19 protein-coding genes, 1 tRNA gene and 1 pseudogene are annotated in these 23,194 nt (G+C 38.1%); 16 read left to right on the forward strand and 5 right to left on the reverse strand.

Annotation, left to right across the window (positions count from 1 at the left end; translation table 11 throughout):
* Positions 1–244 precede the first annotated feature (244 nt).
* The 8 genes from M2135_RS00385 to M2135_RS00420 all read left to right on the forward strand — a co-directional run bounded on the left by M2135_RS00385 (position 245) and on the right by M2135_RS00420 (position 9,793).
* Positions 245–1,759 (forward strand): NAD(P)H-hydrate dehydratase, encoded by a 1,515-nt coding sequence (locus M2135_RS00385; protein ID WP_280746583.1) that lies wholly within the window; start codon positions 245–247, stop codon positions 1,757–1,759.
* Positions 1,760–2,739: 980 nt separating this feature from the next.
* The gene (gene mnmE / locus M2135_RS00390; protein ID WP_280746584.1) at positions 2,740–4,131 is read left to right on the forward strand and encodes a tRNA uridine-5-carboxymethylaminomethyl(34) synthesis GTPase MnmE; all 1,392 of its coding nucleotides are present in this window, start codon (positions 2,740–2,742) and stop codon (positions 4,129–4,131) included.
* Between the two features lie 199 nt (positions 4,132–4,330).
* Positions 4,331–5,473, forward strand: coding sequence for a site-specific integrase (locus M2135_RS00395; RefSeq protein WP_280746585.1), 1,143 nt, complete (start codon positions 4,331–4,333; stop codon positions 5,471–5,473).
* A gap of 3 nt (positions 5,474–5,476) precedes the next feature.
* Positions 5,477–6,493, forward strand: a complete 1,017-nt coding sequence (locus M2135_RS00400; RefSeq protein WP_280746586.1) for a hypothetical protein — start codon at positions 5,477–5,479, stop codon at positions 6,491–6,493.
* Positions 6,494–6,599: 106 nt separating this feature from the next.
* Positions 6,600–6,887 (forward strand): helix-turn-helix domain-containing protein, encoded by a 288-nt coding sequence (locus M2135_RS00405; protein ID WP_163221770.1) that lies wholly within the window; start codon positions 6,600–6,602, stop codon positions 6,885–6,887.
* 82 nt (positions 6,888–6,969) lie between these two features.
* On the forward strand, positions 6,970–8,172 hold the full coding sequence (locus M2135_RS00410) for a primase-helicase family protein (RefSeq protein WP_280746587.1): 1,203 nt from the start codon (positions 6,970–6,972) through the stop codon (positions 8,170–8,172).
* 236 nt (positions 8,173–8,408) lie between these two features.
* Positions 8,409–9,287, forward strand: a complete 879-nt coding sequence (locus M2135_RS00415) for a toprim domain-containing protein (RefSeq protein WP_280746588.1) — start codon at positions 8,409–8,411, stop codon at positions 9,285–9,287.
* 137 nt (positions 9,288–9,424) lie between these two features.
* Positions 9,425–9,793, forward strand: coding sequence for a hypothetical protein (locus M2135_RS00420; protein ID WP_280746589.1), 369 nt, complete (start codon positions 9,425–9,427; stop codon positions 9,791–9,793).
* Positions 9,794–9,864: 71 nt separating this feature from the next.
* Here M2135_RS00420 and M2135_RS00425 read toward each other — a convergent pair whose 3' ends face one another.
* Both M2135_RS00425 and M2135_RS00430 read right to left on the reverse strand, forming a co-directional pair.
* Complete coding sequence (locus M2135_RS00425; RefSeq protein ID WP_280746590.1) at positions 9,865–10,428, reverse strand: hypothetical protein; 564 nt, start codon at positions 10,426–10,428, stop codon at positions 9,865–9,867.
* Positions 10,429–10,440: 12 nt separating this feature from the next.
* Positions 10,441–10,830 carry a hypothetical protein gene (locus M2135_RS00430; RefSeq protein WP_280746591.1) on the reverse strand — a complete coding sequence of 130 codons (390 nt, stop codon included), beginning with the start codon at positions 10,828–10,830 and terminating at the stop codon, positions 10,441–10,443.
* A gap of 361 nt (positions 10,831–11,191) precedes the next feature.
* On the opposite strand from M2135_RS00430, the gene M2135_RS00435 reads away from it, so the two are divergent.
* The 4 genes and pseudogenes from M2135_RS00435 (at position 11,192) to M2135_RS00450 (ending at position 16,027) form a co-directional block, all read left to right on the forward strand.
* On the forward strand, positions 11,192–12,358 hold the full coding sequence (locus tag M2135_RS00435; protein WP_280746592.1) for an AAA family ATPase: 1,167 nt from the start codon (positions 11,192–11,194) through the stop codon (positions 12,356–12,358).
* 513 nt (positions 12,359–12,871) lie between these two features.
* Positions 12,872–14,821, forward strand: coding sequence for an AAA family ATPase (locus M2135_RS00440; RefSeq protein WP_280746593.1), 1,950 nt, complete (start codon positions 12,872–12,874; stop codon positions 14,819–14,821).
* 508 nt (positions 14,822–15,329) lie between these two features.
* A pseudogene (locus tag M2135_RS00445) lies at positions 15,330–15,599 on the forward strand (ATP-binding protein); the annotation flags it as partial.
* Between the two features lie 29 nt (positions 15,600–15,628).
* Entirely contained in the window at positions 15,629–16,027 is a 399-nt protein-coding gene (locus tag M2135_RS00450) for an FKBP-type peptidyl-prolyl cis-trans isomerase (RefSeq protein ID WP_280746594.1), read from the forward strand.
* 114 nt (positions 16,028–16,141) lie between these two features.
* On the opposite strand, the gene M2135_RS00455 is transcribed toward M2135_RS00450, so the two are convergent.
* The gene (locus M2135_RS00455; RefSeq protein ID WP_280746595.1) at positions 16,142–17,245 is read right to left on the reverse strand and encodes a glycoside hydrolase family 88 protein; all 1,104 of its coding nucleotides are present in this window, start codon (positions 17,243–17,245) and stop codon (positions 16,142–16,144) included.
* Between the two features lie 165 nt (positions 17,246–17,410).
* Here M2135_RS00455 and M2135_RS00460 point away from each other — a divergent pair, with 165 nt between their 5' ends.
* Positions 17,411–17,947 (forward strand): hypothetical protein, encoded by a 537-nt coding sequence (locus tag M2135_RS00460; protein WP_280746773.1) that lies wholly within the window; start codon positions 17,411–17,413, stop codon positions 17,945–17,947.
* Positions 17,948–17,958: 11 nt separating this feature from the next.
* Positions 17,959–18,741, forward strand: coding sequence for a TIGR02757 family protein (locus M2135_RS00465; RefSeq protein WP_280746596.1), 783 nt, complete (start codon positions 17,959–17,961; stop codon positions 18,739–18,741).
* A gap of 14 nt (positions 18,742–18,755) precedes the next feature.
* Here M2135_RS00465 and M2135_RS00470 read toward each other — a convergent pair whose 3' ends face one another.
* Both M2135_RS00470 and M2135_RS00475 read right to left on the reverse strand, forming a co-directional pair.
* The gene (locus M2135_RS00470; protein ID WP_280746597.1) at positions 18,756–19,730 is read right to left on the reverse strand and encodes a helix-turn-helix domain-containing protein; all 975 of its coding nucleotides are present in this window, start codon (positions 19,728–19,730) and stop codon (positions 18,756–18,758) included.
* A 506-nt stretch (positions 19,731–20,236) separates the two neighbouring features.
* The gene (locus M2135_RS00475; RefSeq protein WP_280746598.1) at positions 20,237–20,779 is read right to left on the reverse strand and encodes a hypothetical protein; all 543 of its coding nucleotides are present in this window, start codon (positions 20,777–20,779) and stop codon (positions 20,237–20,239) included.
* A 591-nt stretch (positions 20,780–21,370) separates the two neighbouring features.
* Between M2135_RS00475 and M2135_RS00480 the strand changes: the two genes are divergently transcribed.
* Together M2135_RS00480 and M2135_RS00485 are read left to right on the forward strand one after the other, a co-directional pair.
* Positions 21,371–21,444, forward strand: a tRNA-Asn gene (locus tag M2135_RS00480).
* Positions 21,445–21,772: 328 nt separating this feature from the next.
* Complete coding sequence (locus tag M2135_RS00485) at positions 21,773–23,002, forward strand: MFS transporter (protein WP_280746599.1); 1,230 nt, start codon at positions 21,773–21,775, stop codon at positions 23,000–23,002.
* Positions 23,003–23,194 lie beyond the last annotated feature (192 nt).

Genomic DNA, 23,194 nt, shown 5'->3' on the forward strand with positions numbered 1-23,194 from the left:
TCAAAAATGGGCGTGTGAGGATAATAATCAACGTGTGAGATAAAAATAAACCCCAAATCCTTGCGTTTTTTTCGACCAGTCCTGCAGTATGCTGCAAATAGGGCAGTCTGGGCTGGGGTAAACTGACATATTGATAAAATTGACACATTGTAACCGTATAAATTTTGATCTGCTCGCTCTGGAAATATCGCAAAGATTATTATACATTTGCCTATTATTAAATCATTCAATAACCGATACCGTTATGATAAAGATTTTTACCAATGAGCAAGCGAAAGAACTTGATAAGTATACGATCCAGAATGAGCCTATCAGCTCGGTCGACTTGATAGAGCGTGCCGCTACGCTGTTTATGCATGAATTTTGCCGGCGCTACTCCAAGCAATCCCGTATTTTTATTTTTGCCGGCCAGGGGAATAATGGCGCTGATGCATTGGCCATTGCCCGTCTGTTGACAGACGAGTCGTATAAGGTGGAGACTTATTTGTTTAATCCGACTGAAAATCTTTCACCGGAATGTCAAACTAATAAAGCGTATTTATTGGAAGAGTTTCCCGATATTCCTTTTCATGAAATTATTGATGATTTCGAACCTCCTCAATTAACCGAAAGAGATATTATTATTGACGGATTATTCGGAACGGGGCTGAACCGCCCACTGACCGGTGGATTTGCGGCGATGGTCGATTATATCAACCAATCCGGCTCTACGATTGTGTCGATCGATATCCCTTCCGGGTTGTTTGGAGAAGACAATAGTGAAAACAATCCGGATGCGATCATTCGAGCGAACCTGACATTGACATTCGGTTCGCCTAAACTGGCTTTTTTCCTGCCTGAGAATGCTCCGTATACAGGGGATTGGAAGGTGTTGGATATCGGTCTGCTCCCCGAGATCGTCGCACGTACTCAGACACCCTATCATTTGATGATGGAAGATGATATTGCCAATCTGATCGAACCACGTAATAAATTTGCCCATAAAGGAATGTTTGGTCATGCATTGTTGGTGGCTGGTAGCCGTGGTAAAACAGGAGCGGCACTTCTTGCTGCGCAGTCTTGTCTTAGAAGCGGGACAGGTTTGCTGACGGTTCATCTTCCGCAATGTGGAGAAACGGTTCTCCAGACAGCGATCCCTGAGGCGATGTTGAGTATCGATCCGCATAAAGATCATTTTACGATGATACCGGAGATACAATCGTATAGTGCAGTGGGTATCGGTCCTGGCCTTGGACAACATACAGACAGTGTGATCGGAATGGAGGATCTATTGAAATCAAGCAGTAAGCCGTTGGTGATTGATGCGGATGGGATTAATATTTTAGCGGCGAATAAACCGTTATTGAGTTATGTTCCTCCACGGAGCATCCTGACTCCTCATCCCAAAGAATTCGACCGGATCGCCGGAGGGAGTACCAATACATTCGAACGGTTACAAAAAGCGACCTCCTTTGCTACTGAATATAAAGTCATACTTGTACTGAAAGGGGCGTATACGGCCATATGTTTGCCCGAAGGTGGGATCTATTTCAATCCGACCGGTAATCCCGGAATGGCTACGGCTGGAAGTGGAGATGTGTTGACCGGTATTATTTTAGGACTGCTGGCGCAAGGCTTTGATTCCAATACGGCTGCCATTTTGGGCGTATTCCTGCATGGAACTGCCGGTGACCTGGCTGCTGCGATGGACTCAGAAGAGAGTTTGTTGGCAAGTGATATTACGGCAATGCTGGGCAAAGCGTATAAACAATTAAGATAACGCGAGTTTCAATATAAAGAGTTATTCCAATTCGTGTAAGATTGGAAGATGGGAACAGTTTGTGTGATCTTTAGATTGTGTAATGTTTGAAGATTTTCCGAAGGCCAAATCTCGCAGGGATTTAATGTGCATAACCCCGGGTGAAGAGGAGCGTAGCGGATCGACCCGGGGTATATAATGAGTGTAACAAACGAACGCCGAAGGTGTTCAATCATCTGCGGTTCAACACCTATCGGCGTTGATTGGAGAATAGTATCTATTCACCGCCCCCCGGGTCGATCCGCTACGCTCCTCTTCACCCGGGGTTATGTACATTTAACGCCTGTGGCGTTCGCCTTCACTCTTTTCACATTTCCTTCCATTTGAAACTTATAACTCACGATAAGATAATAGATCTTTCCATTATAATAGAAGAATCTGTTTTTTACGAAATTAGATAACCGCTTTTCTTTTCTCCGGAAAATGAAAGCGGTTTTTTCTATAGCCCCTGAAAAGGGGCGATTTACTTGCAAATTGTAATCAATTGTTGAAAATATTAGAATATACAACTTGAAGGAGTTGTAATAACTGTTCATTTCAGGCCGTTTTTGAGGGAAACAGAAATAGTTACGATTTGTAAGATGTTTTTTTGTCTGAATTTTTTCGTGCCCCGGAAACCAGCCATATCTTTGCATCAGAAATAAAGATAGACACATAATTGAGAGTAATAAGGTTAACAAATTTAAGAGTAAAAACCCAACCACAAACCCAACCACAACAGAAAACAAATTTAAGAGTAAAAACGACAAAGAAAACCAAAAGAGTAAGAGATTAAAAATGTTTGGAGCTAAGAGTAAAAACCAGATTTAACCAAAAAGAAAAAGACCAAAACAATAAAAATAGCTATATGAGGCTGTCCCTAAATTGGGGCAGCCTTATTTTTGTCTAAAAGGTTCTGCAACTTTTGTGTACTTTTGTATGCGTTAGAACAATTAAAAAAAATGACAGAAGATTCTATTATTTGTGCCGTCTCGACTCCTCCCGGATGTGGAGGGATTGCTGTGATACGTTTATCCGGAAAAGGATCAATCGAACTGGTCGATCAACTGTTCAGAACTCCTTCGGGAACAACCCTGACAGAGAGCCGCCCGAATACGGTTCATTTTGGTGAAATTCTCAAAGACGATAGAACACTGGATGATGTCTTGATCTCCATCTTTCGGGCGCCCCATTCGTTTACCGGTGAAGAGACTGTCGAAATCTCCTGTCATGGTTCCGTCTACATTCAGCAACAGATCCTGCAACTATTGATTGAAACAGGTGCACGTTCGGCTTTACCCGGCGAATTTACCCAGCGCGCTTTTCTGAATGGAAAAATGGATCTAAGCCAGGCTGAAGCGGTAGCCGATCTGATCGCCTCCACCTCTGCCGGGCAACATAAACTTGCTCTGAACCAAATGCGGGGAGGATTCAGTAATGAACTGGTTAAATTACGTAGCCAATTACTCGATTTTACTTCTTTAATTGAGCTCGAACTCGATTTCAGTGAAGAAGATGTGGAGTTTGCCGACCGGAGCAATCTTCGTCAGTTGGCTGTTACGATCGAACAACTGATCCGCAAACTGGCCGATTCGTTCAGCGTAGGGAACGCCATCAAAAACGGTATCCCTGTGGCTATCATCGGCGAAACCAATGCCGGCAAATCCACTTTACTAAACCTATTGGTCGGTGAAGAACGAGCCATTGTCTCCGATATTCACGGAACAACCCGGGATGTTATTGAAGACACGATCAGCCTTTCAGGAATCACCTTCCGCTTTATTGATACGGCTGGGATTAGAGAGACAAGCGATTCCATCGAAAATATGGGGATCGAACGCACATTTAAAAAGCTGGAGCAGGCGGCTATTGTCCTTTGGGTGATCGACCTGACTACTCCCGCTTTACAGATCGAAACGTTGGCTAAAACCATTCTGCCGAAAGCCGAAGGCAAACACCTCTTGTTGGTATTCAATAAATCCGATTTGCTTACTGCCGAAGAACTGTCCGAGCGTCAGCAAATGTTGAATCATATACCTGCCGAACGACTTTATATTTCGGCTAAGCACGAAACATCGCCTACCTTTATACAAGAAAAACTTCTTCAAGCCGCCGCTTTACCGGAACTGACGCAGAACGACGTGATCGTCACCAACATCCGCCATTACGAAGCATTATCCAAAGCCCATCAGGCCATTCTACGTGTAATAGAAGGAATGCAGACCGGTATCTCCAGTGATTTCCTAAGCCAGGATATCCGAGAGTGCATGCATTACCTGGGCGAAATTACCGGACAGATCAGCAATGATGAGATACTGGGGAATATTTTTGCGAATTTTTGTATCGGGAAGTAAGCATAGAAATCAAAGGAAAATATCATCCCATCAAAAGAAAGTAACTATTTGATTATCTGTGTAATTTCAAATTTAATTATTCTTTTCCTTGTTGTTGTTTAGATAATTATTTCTATTTTTGTCCATCGAAAGTACACCTTTTGTTTCAGCATTCGATTTGAGGTGTACCAATTTACACCTTGCATAAATAGAAACGAATATGAAGATCACACTAAAGAAGAAAAAGCTAACGACTGGAAAGCTCTCCTTGTATATTGAGTATTACAAAGGAAAAATTGTAGATGCCGAAGGAAAGGTCAAGCATAATCGAGATTTCGAGTATCTAAAACTGTATCTACACGAGAATCCACAAAACCCAAAGGAAAAACAAGAAAACAAAGATACTCAAAAACTAGCAGAAGATATACTGGCTATTCGTCAAGCTGAATATGTGCAAGGTAAGTATAGCATCCGAGATCACAATAAACCTAAAGAGTTATTCTTGGATTACTATGAAAAGAAAAAACAAGAACGCTATCAGTCTGATCAAAACTATGACAACTGGCATGCTGCACAAAAGCACCTACTTAAATACTGCCCGAAAAACTTAACCATAGAAGAAGTTACGCCAGACTTCATAAGAGGATTCAAAAAGTATTTAGATACAGAGGCAACCACAAGCGCAGGAATAGGATTAAGTCAAAACTCCAAATACACTTATTACAATAAGTTCAAGGCTTGTATAAATGCAGCTTTTGATGAAGGATACTTTTCTTCTAACCCATTAAGAGGTATCAAGGGTTTTGAGATGGGAGAAAGTCAAAGGGAATACTTGACTTTTAACGAATTACAATCGCTGTATAGAGCAGAATGCAAATATCCAATGCTAAAAACAGCTTTTCTATTTTCCTGCCTAACAGGATTGCGTTGGAGTGATGTCAATAAGCTAATCTGGGGCGAAATCCGAGAAGAAACGGATAATGAAGGTAAACCCTATTGCAAAATCATATTTCGACAGGAGAAAACAGACGGATTAGAGTATTTATATATATCCGACCAAGCACGTTCTTTACTTGGGGACAGGAAAAATGAAAGCGACAGAGTTTTCCGAGGGTTGAAGTATAGTTCTACGAATAATGCAGAAATCGTTAATTGGAGCAATCGAGCCGGCATAACTAAGCACATTACGTTTCATTGCTCGCGCCACACTTGCGCAGTTCTTATGCTTGAAAATGGAGCGGATCTATATACCGTTTCCAAATTTTTAGGGCATAGAGAATTGAGAACTACACAGATTTATGCCAAGATCGTTGATAGCAAGATGAAAGAAGCGGCTAATATTATTCCCGAATTAAAATTATAAGACATGTCTATCTCTACAAATAGTTTATCAAAGTTCTATGATGCGCTTCAATATGTAAGTATTGAATATTACGCACGAGAAGAGAGTCTTTCAATAGAAGGTGTTTCTGGTGAAGGGGCTTGTTTTAAAGGATGCCGACAAAAAGGTAATGTCACTCCAGGTACTTTATCAGCAATCCTTTCCCTATCTATAAGTTCCGACGATATTTTGGAAATAGAAAAATTAAATCCCTCTCGATTTCACGAACTATTAAATGACGCTAAGAGTGAACTAACTTCAAACCTGTATCAAATAGAGCCATCAGATAGGAGTACATTTATAGAGTCGCTTAAAAAAGACTTTTACGGCATCTGCTTGAATGTACATCAATTCTATTGGGCATACTATATTCAGAATAAGATACAATTCAAAACAGGAGATGGAGAAGTATTAACATCTCCAATAGTTTTGTATGACAAATATATTCTTGCTCTATCGTACACCGCTTCCCAATGGGCGTACACATTAAAAGCGGACGGTTTGTCTATTACAAATACAAGAGGGGGTATTTGGAAAAAACCATTAAGATCAACTACTATTCATAAAATATTGTTTGATACAGAAGAGGACGATGTAAATTTACTATTGGAAAGCCCAGAAAGGGATAATGTTAATATTGAAGCGTATTTCAAAGAAAAACATTACATCACCTTTTCGGATGGAGCTCTAAACAAGTTTGTAAACGGAGATACACTTAAAAATGATGAGTTTATTGACTGGAAGTACAGGGGATATAAAAAAGCAAACAAAACACCATCACAAAAAGATCTTGCGTTATTTTGTCTGGTCACTATATCTGCCAGAAAGCTAAAGGATCTATCTAAAGATCAAAACATATTAGAGTATATTACTTCAAGCATAACTCTGGATGGTAATTTCATATCTCCAAGCGATAAATCTACAATATCCAAAGCAAGAGGCATAAAAAACGCATACAAAATAACTACTATAGAGGACTTGATTAAGCATTTAGAGCATTGACCGATGCCTTATTGTGTTGCTTATTGCCTTTGTTTTCCTTTGTATCATCAATTGAAACAAAAGGCAAATGCATTTGCTCATTTATTAATTTCAAAACGTAATAAAAATGAGCACTATTGAACTTGACAATCGCTTAGAGCGTATTGAGAAGCTGTTGTTAGGCAGCAAAAAAGTCCTAACATTCGATGAAGCATGTGATTATACGGGTATTTCACGAAGCTACATGTACAAATTAACTTCTTCTGCAAACATTCCGTTCAGCAAGCCTAATGGGAAAATAATCTTCTTTAGTCGAGAAAAATTAGATAACTGGATGCTCGAAAATGAGCATAAAACAAACCGAGAGATAGAAGAAAGAGCATCTCGCTATACAAGCAAAAAAGCATGGAGATGACCGCTTCCATGCTTCCTGCCATTATTCACTAAAATGTACAATCTGTATATTTCATAGCAAATATACGCAAACTGTTTGATATATGAAAGAAGAGATCCCATATATAAGGGTTGCCGTATCCTATTACAAAATAGTTAAACGACCTCTCACCTCTGGCGATTCAACAATAATTCTTGTGCCTTGGAACAAAGAGACAATAATAGCTGATCATGGAAAAGATTACTTGGCTCAGATTCCGCAATATGATGGTTTTTGCTGTATTCCATCTCACTTGGAGTATCAATTGAAGGTCGGGACGTTTTACAACCAATATCATGAATTGGAACATCATCCAAAACAAGGAGATTGCAGTACTATTTTATATTTTCTGCAACATATATTCCGAGAACAATATGAGTTAGGATTGGATTACATTAAAATCTTATACGAAAAGCCACTACAGATCCTCCCGATCCTCTGCTTAGTCAGCACCGAAAGAGGTACTGGAAAAACAACCTTTCTGAATCTTTTAAAATTGATTTTTGACAAAAATATGACTCTGAATACGAATGATGATTTCCGATCACAGTTTAATTCCGACTGGTCTAACAAAATTATTATTGCAGTAGATGAAGTATTACTGGATAAACGAGAGGATTCCGAAAGAATTAAAAATCTCTCAACAGCACGACTTTTTAAATCCGAAGCTAAGGGCAAAGATCGACAAGAGATAGAGTTCTTTGGTAAATTTATACTTTGCTCTAATAACGAAACAAGTTTCATTCATATAGACAAGGAGGAAATTCGATATTGGGTCATTAAGGTATTCCCTTTTTCCAATACTCTAAATTGCTCTTCGGAACAATTTTTCGAAAGGCTCAGATTGGAAGTACCTGCATTTCTTTATTTTTTGCTTAACAGATCCTTTCATACAAAAAATGACTCAAGAATGTGGTTTACCCCTAAACAGATTGAAACGGAAGCACTTATTAAGTTAAAGAGGAATTATAAATCTACGCTCGAAAAAGAAATGTTGGATATTTTGCAGACTATTTTTGAAGATCAAGATCTGGAACAACTCTGTTTCCAAATAAATGATGTTATATGCTCATTGAGTAATCTGAATAGAAAAGCATATTCATTGCACAAAATTCGGGATATTTTAGTCTCTTCATGGGGACTTTCTGCCACCAACTCTTCCTACGTACGATACATCATTTTTGCAGATGGAACAATCTCTAAAAATCAACACAAAGGGCGGTATTATGAGCTGACGAAAAAACGGTTTGATGAAATTTACTGTTGATTTGTTGACTTTACTATATATTTATATGACATTCAATAAATTACAAGTCAACAGTAGTGTCAACACTAGTCAACAGTTCAACAGCCAGAAAAAAAACCACTGTTGAATTTCTCCAACTGTTGACACTGCTGTTGACGGTAACTATCTGACTGATAGAGTCTGTCAACAAATCAACAGTATCAACAGTGTTTTTGCTACCTCCAGCGAAGACACTCCAATTAAAAGAAAAAAAAGCAATGAATTTAGATAAAATAAAGACAATAAGTATACATGAGTATTTGGCAAAAAAAGAATTCCATCCACAAAGAAGAAATGAAGTACGAGGCATTTATATTTCTCCAATACGCAAAGACAATAATGCTAGTTTTAGCGTAGATTTCCAGAAGAATTTATGGTATGATCATGGCATAGGGAAAGGTGGAAGTATAATAGATCTTGTGTCAGAAATGGAAAATTGTAGTATTTCAGATGCAATAAAGAAACTAGAATCCGATTCTTTTTCTTTTCATCGGGAAGCAGTCATTTATAATGGAAAGCAAGAACGTCCCGAACAATTATTCTCAATTTTGAAGGTGAAAAAACTTGGAAATTTTGCATTGATTGACTACCTGAATGAACGTTGTGTAGATATAGATACTGCAGAAAAACATTGTTGTGAAGTTTATTACTCTATCAACAACAATCGATATTTTGCAATAGGATTCGCGAACAATTCTCCAAATAGTTATGAACTACGAAATAAATATTTCAAATCTTGCATTGGCAAAAAGGATTTTACTTACATAAACAATGGGACAAAAAGAACCGTTTTGTTTGAAGGATTCATGGACTATCTCTCGTTTCTATCAATGCAAGAAGATCGCCATCTTTCTAGTGATGCCATCATTCTGAACAGTACTGCAAATACAAAAAGAGTATTAGATCTTTTATGTAAATACGATGAAATTCATTCATACTTGGATAACGACCAGGCGGGGAGTGAATGTTCTCTTTTTATTCAAACTCATTGTCCAGATTCTTTTGTGGATTGTCGGAAGGAATATTCAAATTTCAAAGATTTGAATGAATTTTTATGTTGGAAAAACAATGAAGAAAAACTGGGCTATTTGCGATGAAAAAGACAATAAAAAACCCTTGTTTTTTTTGTAGGGCAAGATGTGTCTTTGTACGCACAAAAACCTCTTGCATTTTCAGCCGAAAATGAGCTTGAAAAAGTTCGGAACTCACTTTTATGATTACAAACAATATCATGATGAAAAATAACAAAACAAGACGATTGTATATACGACTTACAGAACAACAATTTGAAATTGTCAGAAAAAAATCTGATGATGCAAACATGAGCATGACAAATTTCTTTCTTGATCTTTTGGGGATTGAAAAAGCGATATACCAACATAAGGAGTTAATTGATATCATCTATAAATTGGTGTCTAACGATAAGCGGGTTGAGAATAACATTAACCAAGTAGCTAAACACCTGAATCAAAATTCGGAAAGGATTTCAGATCAAGTTATTTGTGATTATATTGATATGATCGAAAAATATATGAATAAAAGGGATAAAATCAAAAGAGTATTGGGAAGATTGATTAGTTTAATGGCAGATTATAGGTTGTAATATTATTTGCTCGTCGGGGCGGGTGCTCCCGCCCTTGCCGTTTGGCGATCCCCGAGCGATGAGAATTTGGGTTATTTTCCCCTTATGAATTCATGAATACTTTGTCCATCAGGCGAAAAGATAAAAGTAGCATCCAACTCTTGTCGGGTTGTTAGCTTGGGATTCTGAAAAGACAATTTGCATTTTACGCTTTTGGCTAGAACTTCATTTTTATCTTTATCCGTATAACGATCTAAGTAGTCAGGTCGCCATGATTTGATTTCCTCCAAAGTTGATTTGGCGTTATCAAGCTTTTCTGTAGATTCAGCCAGAAGCATTTTGTGAACAAGATCACTTTTCTTCTCTTCGTGTTTATCAACAGATTGTTGCCAATGATCAATGCTCTTTTGTGCAGATTCCAGTTTTTTCTCGTATTCCGTCTGGTACTGTTTTTCAAGAATGGCAATGCTGTCAGAAACCAGAATGTCAGAAACGTCTATTTCAATAAATTTGATTTGAAGATCTGTTCGAATTCCTGTCTGATCGTTCGTCTCCAGATAGTCAATTATCACTTTTTGATAGTTTGAGTTTTGAGAACTACATCCAGAAGCAGTAAATGCCAAAATGGCGAATAGATAAAATGAGATTCTTTTCATTTGTGATTTTATTTAAATTGTTTGTAATTGACTTGATAGCTGTATGATTTCTTTTGCCAATGCGATTTTCTTTTTATCGTAATTTGCAAAATCGAATATCTTAATTTCTTCCTTTTGCACATCAATCGCATATTCTCTGATGAGAGATTCTAATTGCATAAAGATTTGAAAGTTATAGAATTGTTCATTTAATTGCTTTACTCCAATTTCTAAAGCCAGATTCGACTTTTCCTTTCGGGCTAAATGCATAATCATAAATAGCTGATAAGGATGATCTGTAGCTTTGTCATCTTTTACAGTCCAGAGATCCAATAAATGATTGGGGATCGATTCTAATACAGCATTTGGGTTTTGCTGAACGAAATCGAATGTTTCTTGATAGGAAGGGTTGTCAAATTTCATCTTTCTGTTGGTTTGTTGTACATCCACAAAGTACCAACAAAAAGAATGGTACGGAACCCACCTATAACGTAACAGAGGTACTGCCATACCCGACAAACGAAATAAGCAAGCCCGTACCAAAGCGATACGAGCATTGCACATCTCATCTTGTTTGTCATTGAAAATTGGCAGTTTTCTGTTACAAGATGCGTTGTGAACGCAAGTTAATATGTCTTTGCGGAATAACCCGCATATTTTCTGAAGACAAATATACGAATAATTTTAGACTTGGACTGATAAATGCCCCTTGAAAGTGCGAAAAATAAAATAAAATGCACTATTGAAGTGCGAAAATGATTATCTTTGCAAAAAAGGAAGAAATATGGATAAGTTATTTGAATATTCCAATAGGCTAATAAAAGAAACTGACACCAAGTTTTTTCGATATATGTACGATGAAATAAATTGGAAAAACAGGATGATAGGGCTTATTGGTCCGAGAGGTGTTGGGAAAACTACATTAGTGCTTCAATATATCAAGCAAAATCTCAATCCTGCCGAAACGCTTTATGTAACGGCAGAAGATTTTTATTTTGTTGATAACAGATTTGTCGATTTGGCTGATACTTTTGTTAAGCATGGCGGTAAGTATCTGTTTATAGACGAAATCCATAAATATAAAGATTGGGCAAAGGAATTAAAGTTGATTTATGACTATCACAAAGATTTGAATGTGGTATTTACAGGTTCTTCGGTTCTGGATATAAAAAAAGGAGCTTCGGATTTAAGCCGTAGGGCTGTTATATACAACATGCAAGGGTTGTCTTTCCGAGAGTATTTGCAATTGTTTCATGATATTTCAGCAAGAACCTACTCGCTAGAGGAAATATTGCAGCACAAAGTTGAATTGCCTGTACAACACCCACTACCTCTTTTCTCTGACTATTTAAAAACAGGCTATTATCCGTTTGCTTTAGAAGAAGATTTCGGATTACGTTTAGGGCAAATTATCAACCAAACTTTAGAAAATGATATTCCGATGTACGCCGATATGAATGTGGCAACAGGAAGAAAACTAAAGCAATTACTTGCCATTATATCTAAGAGCGCACCATTTAAGCCCAATATGAGTAAGATCGCAGAAATGTTATCTGCAAGTCGGAACAATATAGCAGACTATTGCTTATATATTGAAGAAGCGGGCATGATAGCCCAGTTAAGAGATAATACTGGCGGTGTTCGAGGCTTAGGTAAAGTCGATAAAATATATTTGGACAATACTAATCTTATTTACAATCTTGCCGAAGATACATCCAATATCGGAAATATTAGGGAAACTTTTTTTATCAATCAAATGCGAGTAAAACATGACGTATTCGCATCGCCTGTTGCTGACTTCTTGATAGATGATAAAACCTTTGAAGTTGGAGGTAAGAACAAGGGACAGAAGCAAATTAAGGAGGTTGAAAATGGATATATTGTAAAAGACGATATTGAGAGTGGGTATTTGAATGTTGTGCCGTTATGGCAATTGGGTATGAGTTATTGAGGATATTTCATAAGTTTCATTTTAATCCCCAATTAATTTAATATTTTTGTATTTCAGGATAATAAGTATAGTTTGAGGTGGAGTTTAAAATTATTAAAATCGAGATAGACAGCCTGTTGCGAAGCAATCCTTCTTTTGAGGGGGGGAGTTTAAGTGAAAAAGGAGTGGAGTTGTTTGATAAGAGGACAATACCCCTATTTAAGATTCTATTACTCTGTTTAACTCCAAAAAATATCGAAGGGATACAAGAATTTATTGAGTTCAATTCCAGAAATAAGTTAAGATAAATATATGTCAATCCTTTTCGAGAAACAGGGTTGTTAGAATACACGATAAAAGATAAGCCTAACTCTTCTAACCAGCAGTATGTTATAACAGAAAAATGGGAAAGTTTTTTTAGGTAGATCTGAAGTCTAAAAAAACTGTATAATATAAGTAAAAGCGTTACATATTTTGCTGCATAAAACCTAAATCGTAAACTTGTGAGTATTAATGTGTTGAAATAAAAAAAATATGAAGATCACGAAAGTAAATATACCAACAGTTTCACTAGAAAATGGTATCCCAAATGATGGCCTATCCCCAATAGTAATGAACAAATTAGGCGATATTGTATTATTAGTAGGGAAAAATGGATCAGGAAAATCTCGAATTTTAAAAAAAATATCATCTACTATCCAGAAAAAGCCAATAAAAAAAGAGGTTGAGAGTTCTGAGCTGAATATAGAGCAGCTAAAGAATAATATTTCTTTATATCATAATTCGATAAACAATAATTTCAAACCCTCTTTAGAAAAAGCCACAAAAGCCACCGATAAACAACGGATTAAACAACAAATTGAACAGTCTAAACAATCCATCAAGGAATCAGAAGACAAAATCAAGAGATGGCAATTAAAACAACATTGGAACTTTATAGAAACAGATATATTGCAAGATTCTTATAAGATAGTATATTTTGTTCCTAAAAAATTAGATTTGAAGGATTGCAATGCTTTAACACCAACTCAACTGAAGACGAGTTCTGAAAATGTAAAAGAGATAGGTGTTGAAAAATTATCTGATTGTTCTTTGGCGAAAATAAAAAAAGTTGTTGATAATCATTTCAATGCAACTCATCAAAATTATCAGGGGGATGCTGGACTAAAACAAAACGCAATTGAAGAATATACACTGTTAGACGATCTAATATATGCATTTCTAGGAACTAGGTTAGATCGAAATATTGATGGAGATACAACCCTTTTTAACTTCCCTATAGGTTCTGCAAAATTATCTGATGGACAAAAAATTCTACTTCAATTATGTGTTGCGATACATGCGCAAGGAGCATCATTAGATAATATGATTCTATTTCTCGACGAGCCTGAAAATCATATGCATCCCTCTGTTACGATCGAATTTCTTGATGCATTAATAAAAAAAGTTCCTAATGGACAAATTTGGATAGCAACACACTCTATCCCATTGATTTCTCATTTTGGGACAGGAAATATTTGGTATGTTGATAATGGCAATGTTAGTTATGCTGGCAGAGAGCAAGAAAAAGTGTTAGAGAGCCTCTTAGGAAATGAAGACGAAATAGAGAAACTGAATGATCTGATAAATTTATCAGCAGTTTCAGCCATCAACAATTTTGCATATGAATGTCTTTCTCCGCCTAACGCAGTAATGACTACAGGTAATGATCCGCAATCAAAGCAAATCGGCTTTATATTGATGGAAGAATTAAGAAAAGGGAAAGTTAAATTGTTAGATTATGGTGCAGGAAAAGGTCGTTTTGTCAATAATTTTTTTGATCGTTTAAATGAAAGTGAAAGACTAATTGTACAAACTCAATTTGAATATGTGGCATTTGATAAATACAATAATGATAAAGATGACTGCCTAAAAAACATAGAACGAGTGTATGGGGATTCAGAGAAAAAATACTATAATGACTTTACTAGTTTACTGTCAGATCACGATAAGGGTTCTTTCGATATAGTAGTTTTATGTAATGTTCTTCATGAAATAGATCCCAAAGAATGGCTTGAATTATTCAAAGCAGAAGGGGATATTACACCCTTATTGAAAGATAATTCTGGTGTTCTTTTGCATGTTGAAGATATGCTATTGCCAGTTGGGGAAAAAGCTTATAGAAATGGATTTATTGTTTTAGATACGCCGCATATTAAAGAATTATTTCAATTGCGAAGCTCCGATTTGAGGTATTTTACAAGCAATGAAGCTAAATTTAAAGATCGATTAAAGGCGCATCTAGTTCCTAAAAATAATCTTGCATCAATAACAGAAGAAACACGAAGAAAAGCATTAGAGGGAATACTAAAAACAGCAAAAGATGAAATAAGAACTATTAGAGATGCAACCCCCGATTACAAGAGTGGGAAAAAGCATGCTTTTTGGGTACAACAATTTGCTAATTCAAGTCTGGCGTTAAGTGAATTATCAAATGGGAAGTAATTTCCTTTAATTTAGATATAATTAATGTACTTCATTTTTTACTAAATTCATATTGAGTATTTTAAAGGAAGTGCAGCGTAGAACACAGGAATAAACACAATTATAAAGTCGTTACCTTCCTCGTTGGTAAATCATCGTTATCCCAACTTACTCAAAGGGTTTCATTTGAAAGTCAATATAGAGTATCTATAAAAGGAGTATGATATTGAGATAAAAATGAGGATGATTTATCAAGATGAGAATAGGAAAAGTATGATCTAAGGGCAAAATGGGGGGATGGAAGTTTATAGATTCTTTTTTTCATAAATCAACCCCAATTTAGTTTAAGCAATATAAAAATAACTTTTCATCATTTTGGTGAATTAACAGGCGAAATTACCACGTGTATCAACAATGGTATTTCCTCTTCTGATTACAAAACAAATAGTACACCCATAATACACCTAATAAAATGCAAATACTTGATAATCACAAATATTTCACATAATGTATCGGGAAGTAAGGATTGATGGACAATACTAATCTTATTTACAATCTTGCCGAAGAGATCTCTAATATCAGATATATTCGCGAAACATTCTTCTTAAATCAAATGCGAGTAAAACATGACGTATTCGCATCGCCTGTTGCTGACTTCTTGATAGATGATAAAGCCTTTGAAGTTGGAGGGAAGAACAAGGGACAGAAGCAAATTAAGGAGGTTGAGAATGGATATATCGTAAAATACGATATTGAGAGTGGATATTTGAATGTTGTTCCATTGTGGCATTGGGGTTAACGTATTAAATTTATTTATTGCAAACCATTATGAGTAAACGAGATTACATACAAGCCAATAGAGACTGGCTGGAGATAAAATCAAAGGAAGAGGATGTCAAGCCTCTCCCGAAAGGAATATATTACAAGGTGATAAACGAAGGGAAAAATGACGGAAACCATCCGACTCCGAGAAGTATTATTACCGCCCACTATACAGGATGGACTATCAATGGCAAAAAGTTCGACAGCAGCCGTGGAGGTACGCCAATTGCATTCAGATTGAACGAACTGATTGAAGGATGGGTTATAGCGATGCAACAAATGTGTGTCGGGGATAAATGGGAGTTATACCTTCCTGCCGAAATGGGATACGGAAAATTCTCACAACCCGGTATACCTGGAGGGTCAACACTTATATTCGAGATTGAGCTGCTTGGAATAGCTTAGAAGCCTATAAAAAGTCAGATGAATACTTCTCCTGTATCGTATCGGCAAATAATCTCAAATTTATGACCTGAACCCTAAAAAAATCTCTCCCTTTTTGTTAGGGAGAGACCTCTCTTATTTCAATTTAATCACTTCACTACCAGCCAACAGGAAAGCGCCTGTACCATAGACTTCCCAGCTATCTTCATTGAAGTTTTTGCGCGGATCGGCACCGATCGGTTGTACCCAGCCAATACGGCCTTCTTCATTGACGCAATTATTCAAGGCGATCCAACATTTTTCGATGGCTGGTTTGAAGGTGGCACGATCCAATAATCCGTTATTTACGCCCCAGGCAAAAGCGTAACAGAAGAAACCAGAACCGCTGACTTCTCCTCCCGGATAAGATGCCGGATCAAGGAGACTGGCTCTCCAGAGGCCATCTTCCTGTTGGAGGGTGATGATACGGCCGGCCATCTCTTTGAATAGTTGTTCATAGAAAGGGCGTTGGGGATAATCAGCGGGTAATTCCTGTAAAATACGTGCCAGTCCACCCATCACCCAACCGTTGCCGCGTGACCAGAAAATACGTTCTCCATTGGCTTCCCAACGATCAAGGCTGTCACCTTTGATCACATAATTCAGATCGCGGGCAAAAAGTTTTTCTTCTTTATTGTATAACAGATCGTAACTCTCCTTGAAATAAAGGTCGCTTGCTTCGGCATATTTTTGGTCTCCGGTGATACGGCTCATTTTGGCAAAGACCGGAGGTCCCATAAACAGTGCATCACACCACCACCATTTAATCACCTCAATCCCTCTGAATGGATAAGGTTTGCTCAAGAAAATGTCCAATGTATCGATAGTTGGTTGAATCATTTTCTGTTGTTTTTCGATCCGGTATAAATCGAGGTATGTCTGGCATATGACAATGTCGTCGGCGTGATACCAACGCTCTTTGGGTTGCCATTGTGTCGAATCATTACCCATAGCCATCATCGCATCGTAAATGGTCTGCGACTGGGTCGTTTGCCAAGCGGCGAACATACCGGCATAGAATGCTCCGTTGGTCCAGTCGTTTTGTTTATGTTTGGGGTGTCTGATCTGCCATTCGGCCACCTTATTCATGGTTGTTTTTATGACTTCGGGATTAAAAGCAGGGTTGTTGTTTTTCTCACTGCACGATTGGGTCATTAATAGTAGAAATAGACCCATTAAGGATAAAATTGTCTTTTTCATGGAATAATAGTTTTCAATTAGATGTATGGATTAACATTGTTTTTCATCAGTTCGAGAAATGAAATCAAGGCAAAGATAATCATTTCAATGAGTTGACCTAATACTTTATAGGCAGATAACTTATCGTTTTTACTCTATCTTTGCAGCTTATTGACAGCACGAATGATGAACCTTGAAAATAGACTTTCCGAACGTATACATATGCAAGATATCCAAGAGATTCTTTTATTTGTTGAGGGTGATAACGACCGAAAACAGACGTTGTATGAGTTGATATTCCATACAGACGAGATGATCGGTTATCAGACGTTATGGGTCTGCTGCCATTTTAATTCTTCCGAGAACAGATGGTTGTATGAGAAGCAGAACGAATTGATTGATGAGGTGCTTCAATGTACTCATCCGGGGAAGCGCCGTCTTCTTTTAAACCTACTTTATCGTCAACCTCTCATACAGCCTCCCCGAACCGATTTTCTGGATTTTTGCCTGGAGCGGATGATTTCCAAAGAAGAACTTTCCGGGGTACAATCTCTTTGTATCAAGCTAGCCTATGAGCTATGTCGTCCAATCCCTGAATTACTCCAGGAGTTTCGTTCGATATTGGACATCATGGAGCCGAATTTGTTACCTCCATCTTTACGTGCCGTACACAGAAACGTACTTAAAGCCATGAAAAAGGGGAGAAGTTTACAGCGTTATTGAAGCCGTGTTTTATGCCAGTTAATTATTCAACAGAAGCATTAAAAGAGTTACTCGATCTGACGGCTATGCGTTACAATGCGGTGGCGTTTATCGAAAAGGATCCGATCTTGTTTCCACACAGATATAAACGCAAACAGGATATAGAGATTTCTGCTTTCTTAACGGCTACCATCGCATGGGGAAAGCGAAGTATAATCCTAAAGTCGGCTGCTAAAATGCACGATTTAATGGGCAATTCTCCGTATGATTATATTATGGGGAAGGGGTATGAACGGCTGGAACAACAAAATATCCATCGTACTTTTTTCAGTGATGATATGGCTTATTTGTGTCGTGGACTACATGCCATTTATCAACAATACGATAGTTGCGAGTCGTTGTTCTCATCATTGCCTGGTGATGAGGACCGGATCTGGAAAGGAATCTCTCTTTTTCGTACATCCATTTACAAGGCCAATGAAGCGGAGAACCACAAAAGCCTGAAACATATCTCCAACCCCGCAAAATCGGCCTGTAAACGCATGCATCTTGCTTTGCGATGGCTGGTACGGAATGATGGAATTGTGGATCTCGGATTATGGAAAGCGTTGTCACCGGCCGAACTGTTTATCCCCCTGGATACACATGTGATATCAACTGCACGGTCGCTTGGATTGTTATTACGGACACAAAATGACCGTAAGGCTGTGGAGGAACTGACCACCCAGCTGCGTCGGTTTAACGCCACCGATCCGATCCTGTATGATTTTGCCCTGTTTGGCTTGGGAGAGAGCAAATCCTTAGGTATGGCATAGAATCGGTTTTGCGATTAATTCGCTATTTCATCAACAATCCGGTGCTGCTCTTCAAAGAAAAGTCGCCGCTCTTTTCCTCCACTTCCGGAGATTAATGTAGAGACTTTTGTCATCGCATGCACCCACTCCCGCAATTTTTCACATGTTGTACGGTCGTAATTGAAAGGCGCCTGAAGCATATCTCTTTTAAAAAAGCAGAAACAGTCGGTTTTTGAAAAATGGTAGGAATAATACATCCCGATATTTGTACTGGCCACATAGAGCGTAAACTCCCCTTCGCATAAACTGATATTCGCATCATACGATCCTCTGCTCAACGCTTCCAGATTGTTTAATACATTGTGAATATCTTGTTTGATCTGTTTTATCTCTTCTGCTGTCAATAAATAGAGTTTTTGGAAATAGAGAATGTCGCTCATCAGATTCCTGATCACCGATGTATCCCAGATATAGAGTATGGATTCATACCTGTGGTATACCTCTTTTAATTTTCTGTGATAATTCAGGATAGCCGGGGGGAGGTGCCAGGATGAATAATGGTAGAACTCTTCCGATCCGATGAAAAAATGACCCCATTTAAAATATAAGAATTTGCATAACTCCGGAAAACCAATACAGAATTCAAGCGGTAAGGAGTCAAAAACTGTGCCCATTTCAACCTCTGTTTCATACAATTTCCAATTGTATTGCATAAAATCAGTAGTCTGATTGATAAGCGTATCAAAAGATTTTACAACGGTAGGGGGCATCAAAGAAAAAGAAGAGAGATTCTCTTCTTCTTTTAATAGTCCATCCAATGAGATCCCATAAACAGCAGCTAATTTATACACTTCTTCAACAGTAAACAACACTCTGCCGCTGAGTCTTCTGGATGCAGACTCCCGTTCTATTTTTAAGATATCGGCTATTTCTGTAACCAATAAACTCCTTTTCGGAATTTTCTGAAGAAGTAACTCTACAAATCGTTCTATTATGTTTGTCTTTTTCATAGTTAATACAGAATTGGCATTGGTCGTAGAACTCGTTGTAAAGATAATAAAAAGAATGAGACGACAATGTTAATTTTCATATTTATAGGCTGATTTTCAACTACTAAACAAGCTGTTTTTAATTGTTTGTTTGTTGTGATCGACATTTAGTTTTTATGAAATGCGTATTTTCAAGGCATGCATTTCTTTTTTGTTTCAGCTACAAAAGTGGAAAATTTGTATTCGGCCACAAAGACATGTTATGATTGACGAGGAAGAAATCAGATATTTTTGTGCTGATTATGGTTGATCCAGACAAAATATGACTGAGTTGTTTGTATTTTGATTAAAATTCGTCATTTTGAGCGTATAATATAAAAAAACAGGATCATGGTTAGAGATATGGGAATTAGCGGGATTAATTTGTGATAATCCGGCTAACACTCTGAAAATAAAGAGAGGGTCTGAAAACGTCTTTTCAGCGTTTTTCAGACCCTCCTGTTTTTCCTTTTTAGAAAGAAAGCGATTTAATTCCGTTGTGGGCGACCTCCTCCTGGAGCTCCACCGCCTTGTGGCTGACGGGAAAGTCTCTCTTTGTTTTGTTGATTCAATTCACTTTCAATGGGTGCCCATTTCGCATACTGCTCTTCGGTCAGGAGTTTTTTCATTTTTTTCTCCCTGTTGGCAATATCTTTATCGGTTTCGCCTGGAGTCACTTTTCTTTGTGACGGGCCAAAGTTTACGGATGCCGCACCGGCACCTCCGCCTCCGCCCATTTCACCGCCCATTCCTCCGCCGGGTGCTCCACCGCCTCCGCGGCCTCCACGGCCTCCGCCTTCACCACCGCCCGACTGAGTGGGGAAAAGTTTGTTGGCCTGTGTCAAATAAATTTTGTACACCTCCTTGCGTTGCTTCTCGTCTAAAGCGAGTTCTTTTTCGAGTTGTTCTGCTTTTTGCTCTGCAAACTCTTTTGGAGTCACCCGTTGTGGCCTCTCGCCTTGTGCATAAACTGATAAACTGATCAGCGCCATTATCACAGCCAAAGAAAATTTTAAAAACACTGTTTTCATACTCGAGATAGTTAAACTGTTTGTAATGTGATTTTATCGTAACAAATATAAAATTATTTATAATAAATAAAACATAAAAATAGAATCGACGTAAAAATAGTTTTAATCGACAAAAACGGTTTATTTCCTGACATACAGTAAGTGTAACTCCGCATCATTTCAGAAAAACACAATGGAGCGGTTACCGGTAAGTAGAAAACAGAACGGGGTGCGCTTAAACATATTTTAACGAAGAAATTGTTTGTTTCAATTAAAGTGTGAGGAATAGATTCTGATCTAAAGTCTTTTTCTACATCTGCCTGTAGGTAAAATTGCACCATCAAAACCCTTTTTCTGTTAGAGGTACGTCTAAAACAATTTAGAGGTACCTCTAAACGGATTTACACCTACCTCTAAATGAATTTAGACGTACCTCTAACAGAAAACAGAGCTACGTCTGATAAATTTATCTTTCAGATGTAACAGAAAACAGTACCTGTTGCTTCTCAAAAATGGAGCAGGGGAACAAAGAAAAAGAACCGATCATTTGCAAATTGGGAAATAAGTCTTAACTTTGCACTGCTTTTTGAGAAAAGTGCTTTTGAAACAAATTCTTCCTTAGCTCAGTTGGTTAGAGCATCTGACTGTTAATCAGAGGGTCCTTGGTTCAAGTCCAAGAGGAAGAGCAAAAGAAGAGGGATTCGATGAATCCTTTTTTTGTCGATTATAGTTGAGAAATTAGTTATTCTTCCGAAATGTTATATATTTGCAGCATAGAGTAGTTCGCCGTTAGTATTTTCAAGTAGGCTTGATTCTGCTCAAATTTCATTACTTTTATATTAAATGACTCTTTGTATGTGGTCTATCAAAAAATGGTAATCAGACAGGTACTCTAAACCTGTAACAATTTCTGCTTTATTCGTTTGGATGTGTCTTCCTCTCTACATCCACCTCTATTTTTATATTCATTACTCATTTTATTCAGGTGCGTATAACGGCGTACTATTTATCATTATGGAAAATTGGAAAAAAGTCTTTGCTATAATTTGGACAGGGCAGTTCCTGTCTATATTAACCAGTACAATTGTCAACTTTGCAGTTATTCTGTGGATCAGTCTGGAGACAGGCTCTGCTGAAATGTTGGCTTGGGCAGCCATTGCGGCCTTATTGCCTCAAGCGATACTGGGACCCCTCGCTGGGGTATTTATTGACCGTTGGAATCGTAAATTAGTGATGATTCTGGCGGATGGTTTTATTGCGTTATGTACGTTCTTGATGGCTTTGCTCTTTTATGTTGAGGTGGCTGAGATGTGGCATATTTTCGTACTGCTTGGACTGCGCTCGGTCGGCTCTGCTTTTCATATGCCGGCTATGCAGGCCTCCGTTCCGCTTCTGGCTCCCCAAGAGCAGTTGGCACGGGTGGCAGGGATCGAACAGATTATTTTCTCGGCAGGGAATATTGCCGGTCCGGCTCTGGGAGCCTTGTTTATCTCGATCTGGGAGATGGAATATGTATTGCTGTTGGATATTGCGGGGGCTATTGTGGCATGCCTTTCATTGTTGTGTATTCATATTCCTAATCCCGCGAAGAAGGAGGAGCAGATCAGGAATGTATTTCGTGAGATGAAAGAGGGTGTTGGTGTTGTATGGAAAAACCGGGGATTAAGCTGGATCTTTCTGTTCTCGATTCTTACCACTTTCTTTCTTATGCCGGTCAGTGTCATGTTTCCGTTGATGACTTTAAACCATTTTGAAGGGAATACTTTCCAGGTGAGTTTGGTTGAAGTGATTTGGAGTGTCGGAGCACTGTTGGGCGGAGCGATTATGGGTCTGAAGGTCTATCGGGTAAATAAAGTGGTGTTGGTTAATTCCATGTATATCGTTTTAGGCTTGTCTTTCTTGTTTTCGGGGCTTCTTCCTTCCGGTGGTTTCGTACTGTTTGTGCTATTAACGGCTGTCGGAGGGATCTCCGGTGCGGTTTATAACTCTTCGTTTACAGCCATTGTACAGACGAATATTTCTCCGGAAGCTTTAGGGCGGGTATTCTCTATGTTTTATACAGTAAGTCTGATTCCTTCGATGATTGGCTTGATCGGTATCGGTTTTTTTGCAGATCATCTCGGACTGACCACCTCTTTTCTGGTGTGCGGAAGTATTATTGTCGGCATCGGCATAATTGCCTTCTCTACGCCATCGGCGATTCGGGTAGATCAAAGGGGGGGAATAAATAAAAAAGGCCTCTGATACATAAACGTATCAGAGGCCTTTTCAGGTGGTACTCGAAGGGGGAGTAAGATAAATGCAATATTTCGATACCTTAAAACGCCTGAAACATAGATGTATTCACGGATAAATGCAATTTTATCAGCCACTTACAAAACAGCAAAAAGATTGCGTTAAATTGCAGATAATTGCGTTTTGTGGTGCAAGTGTGGT

It is taken from the genome of Parabacteroides sp. PF5-9 (genome assembly GCF_029893105.1).
In the GTDB taxonomy this organism is placed as follows: Bacteria; Bacteroidota; Bacteroidia; order Bacteroidales; family Tannerellaceae; genus JARXWG01.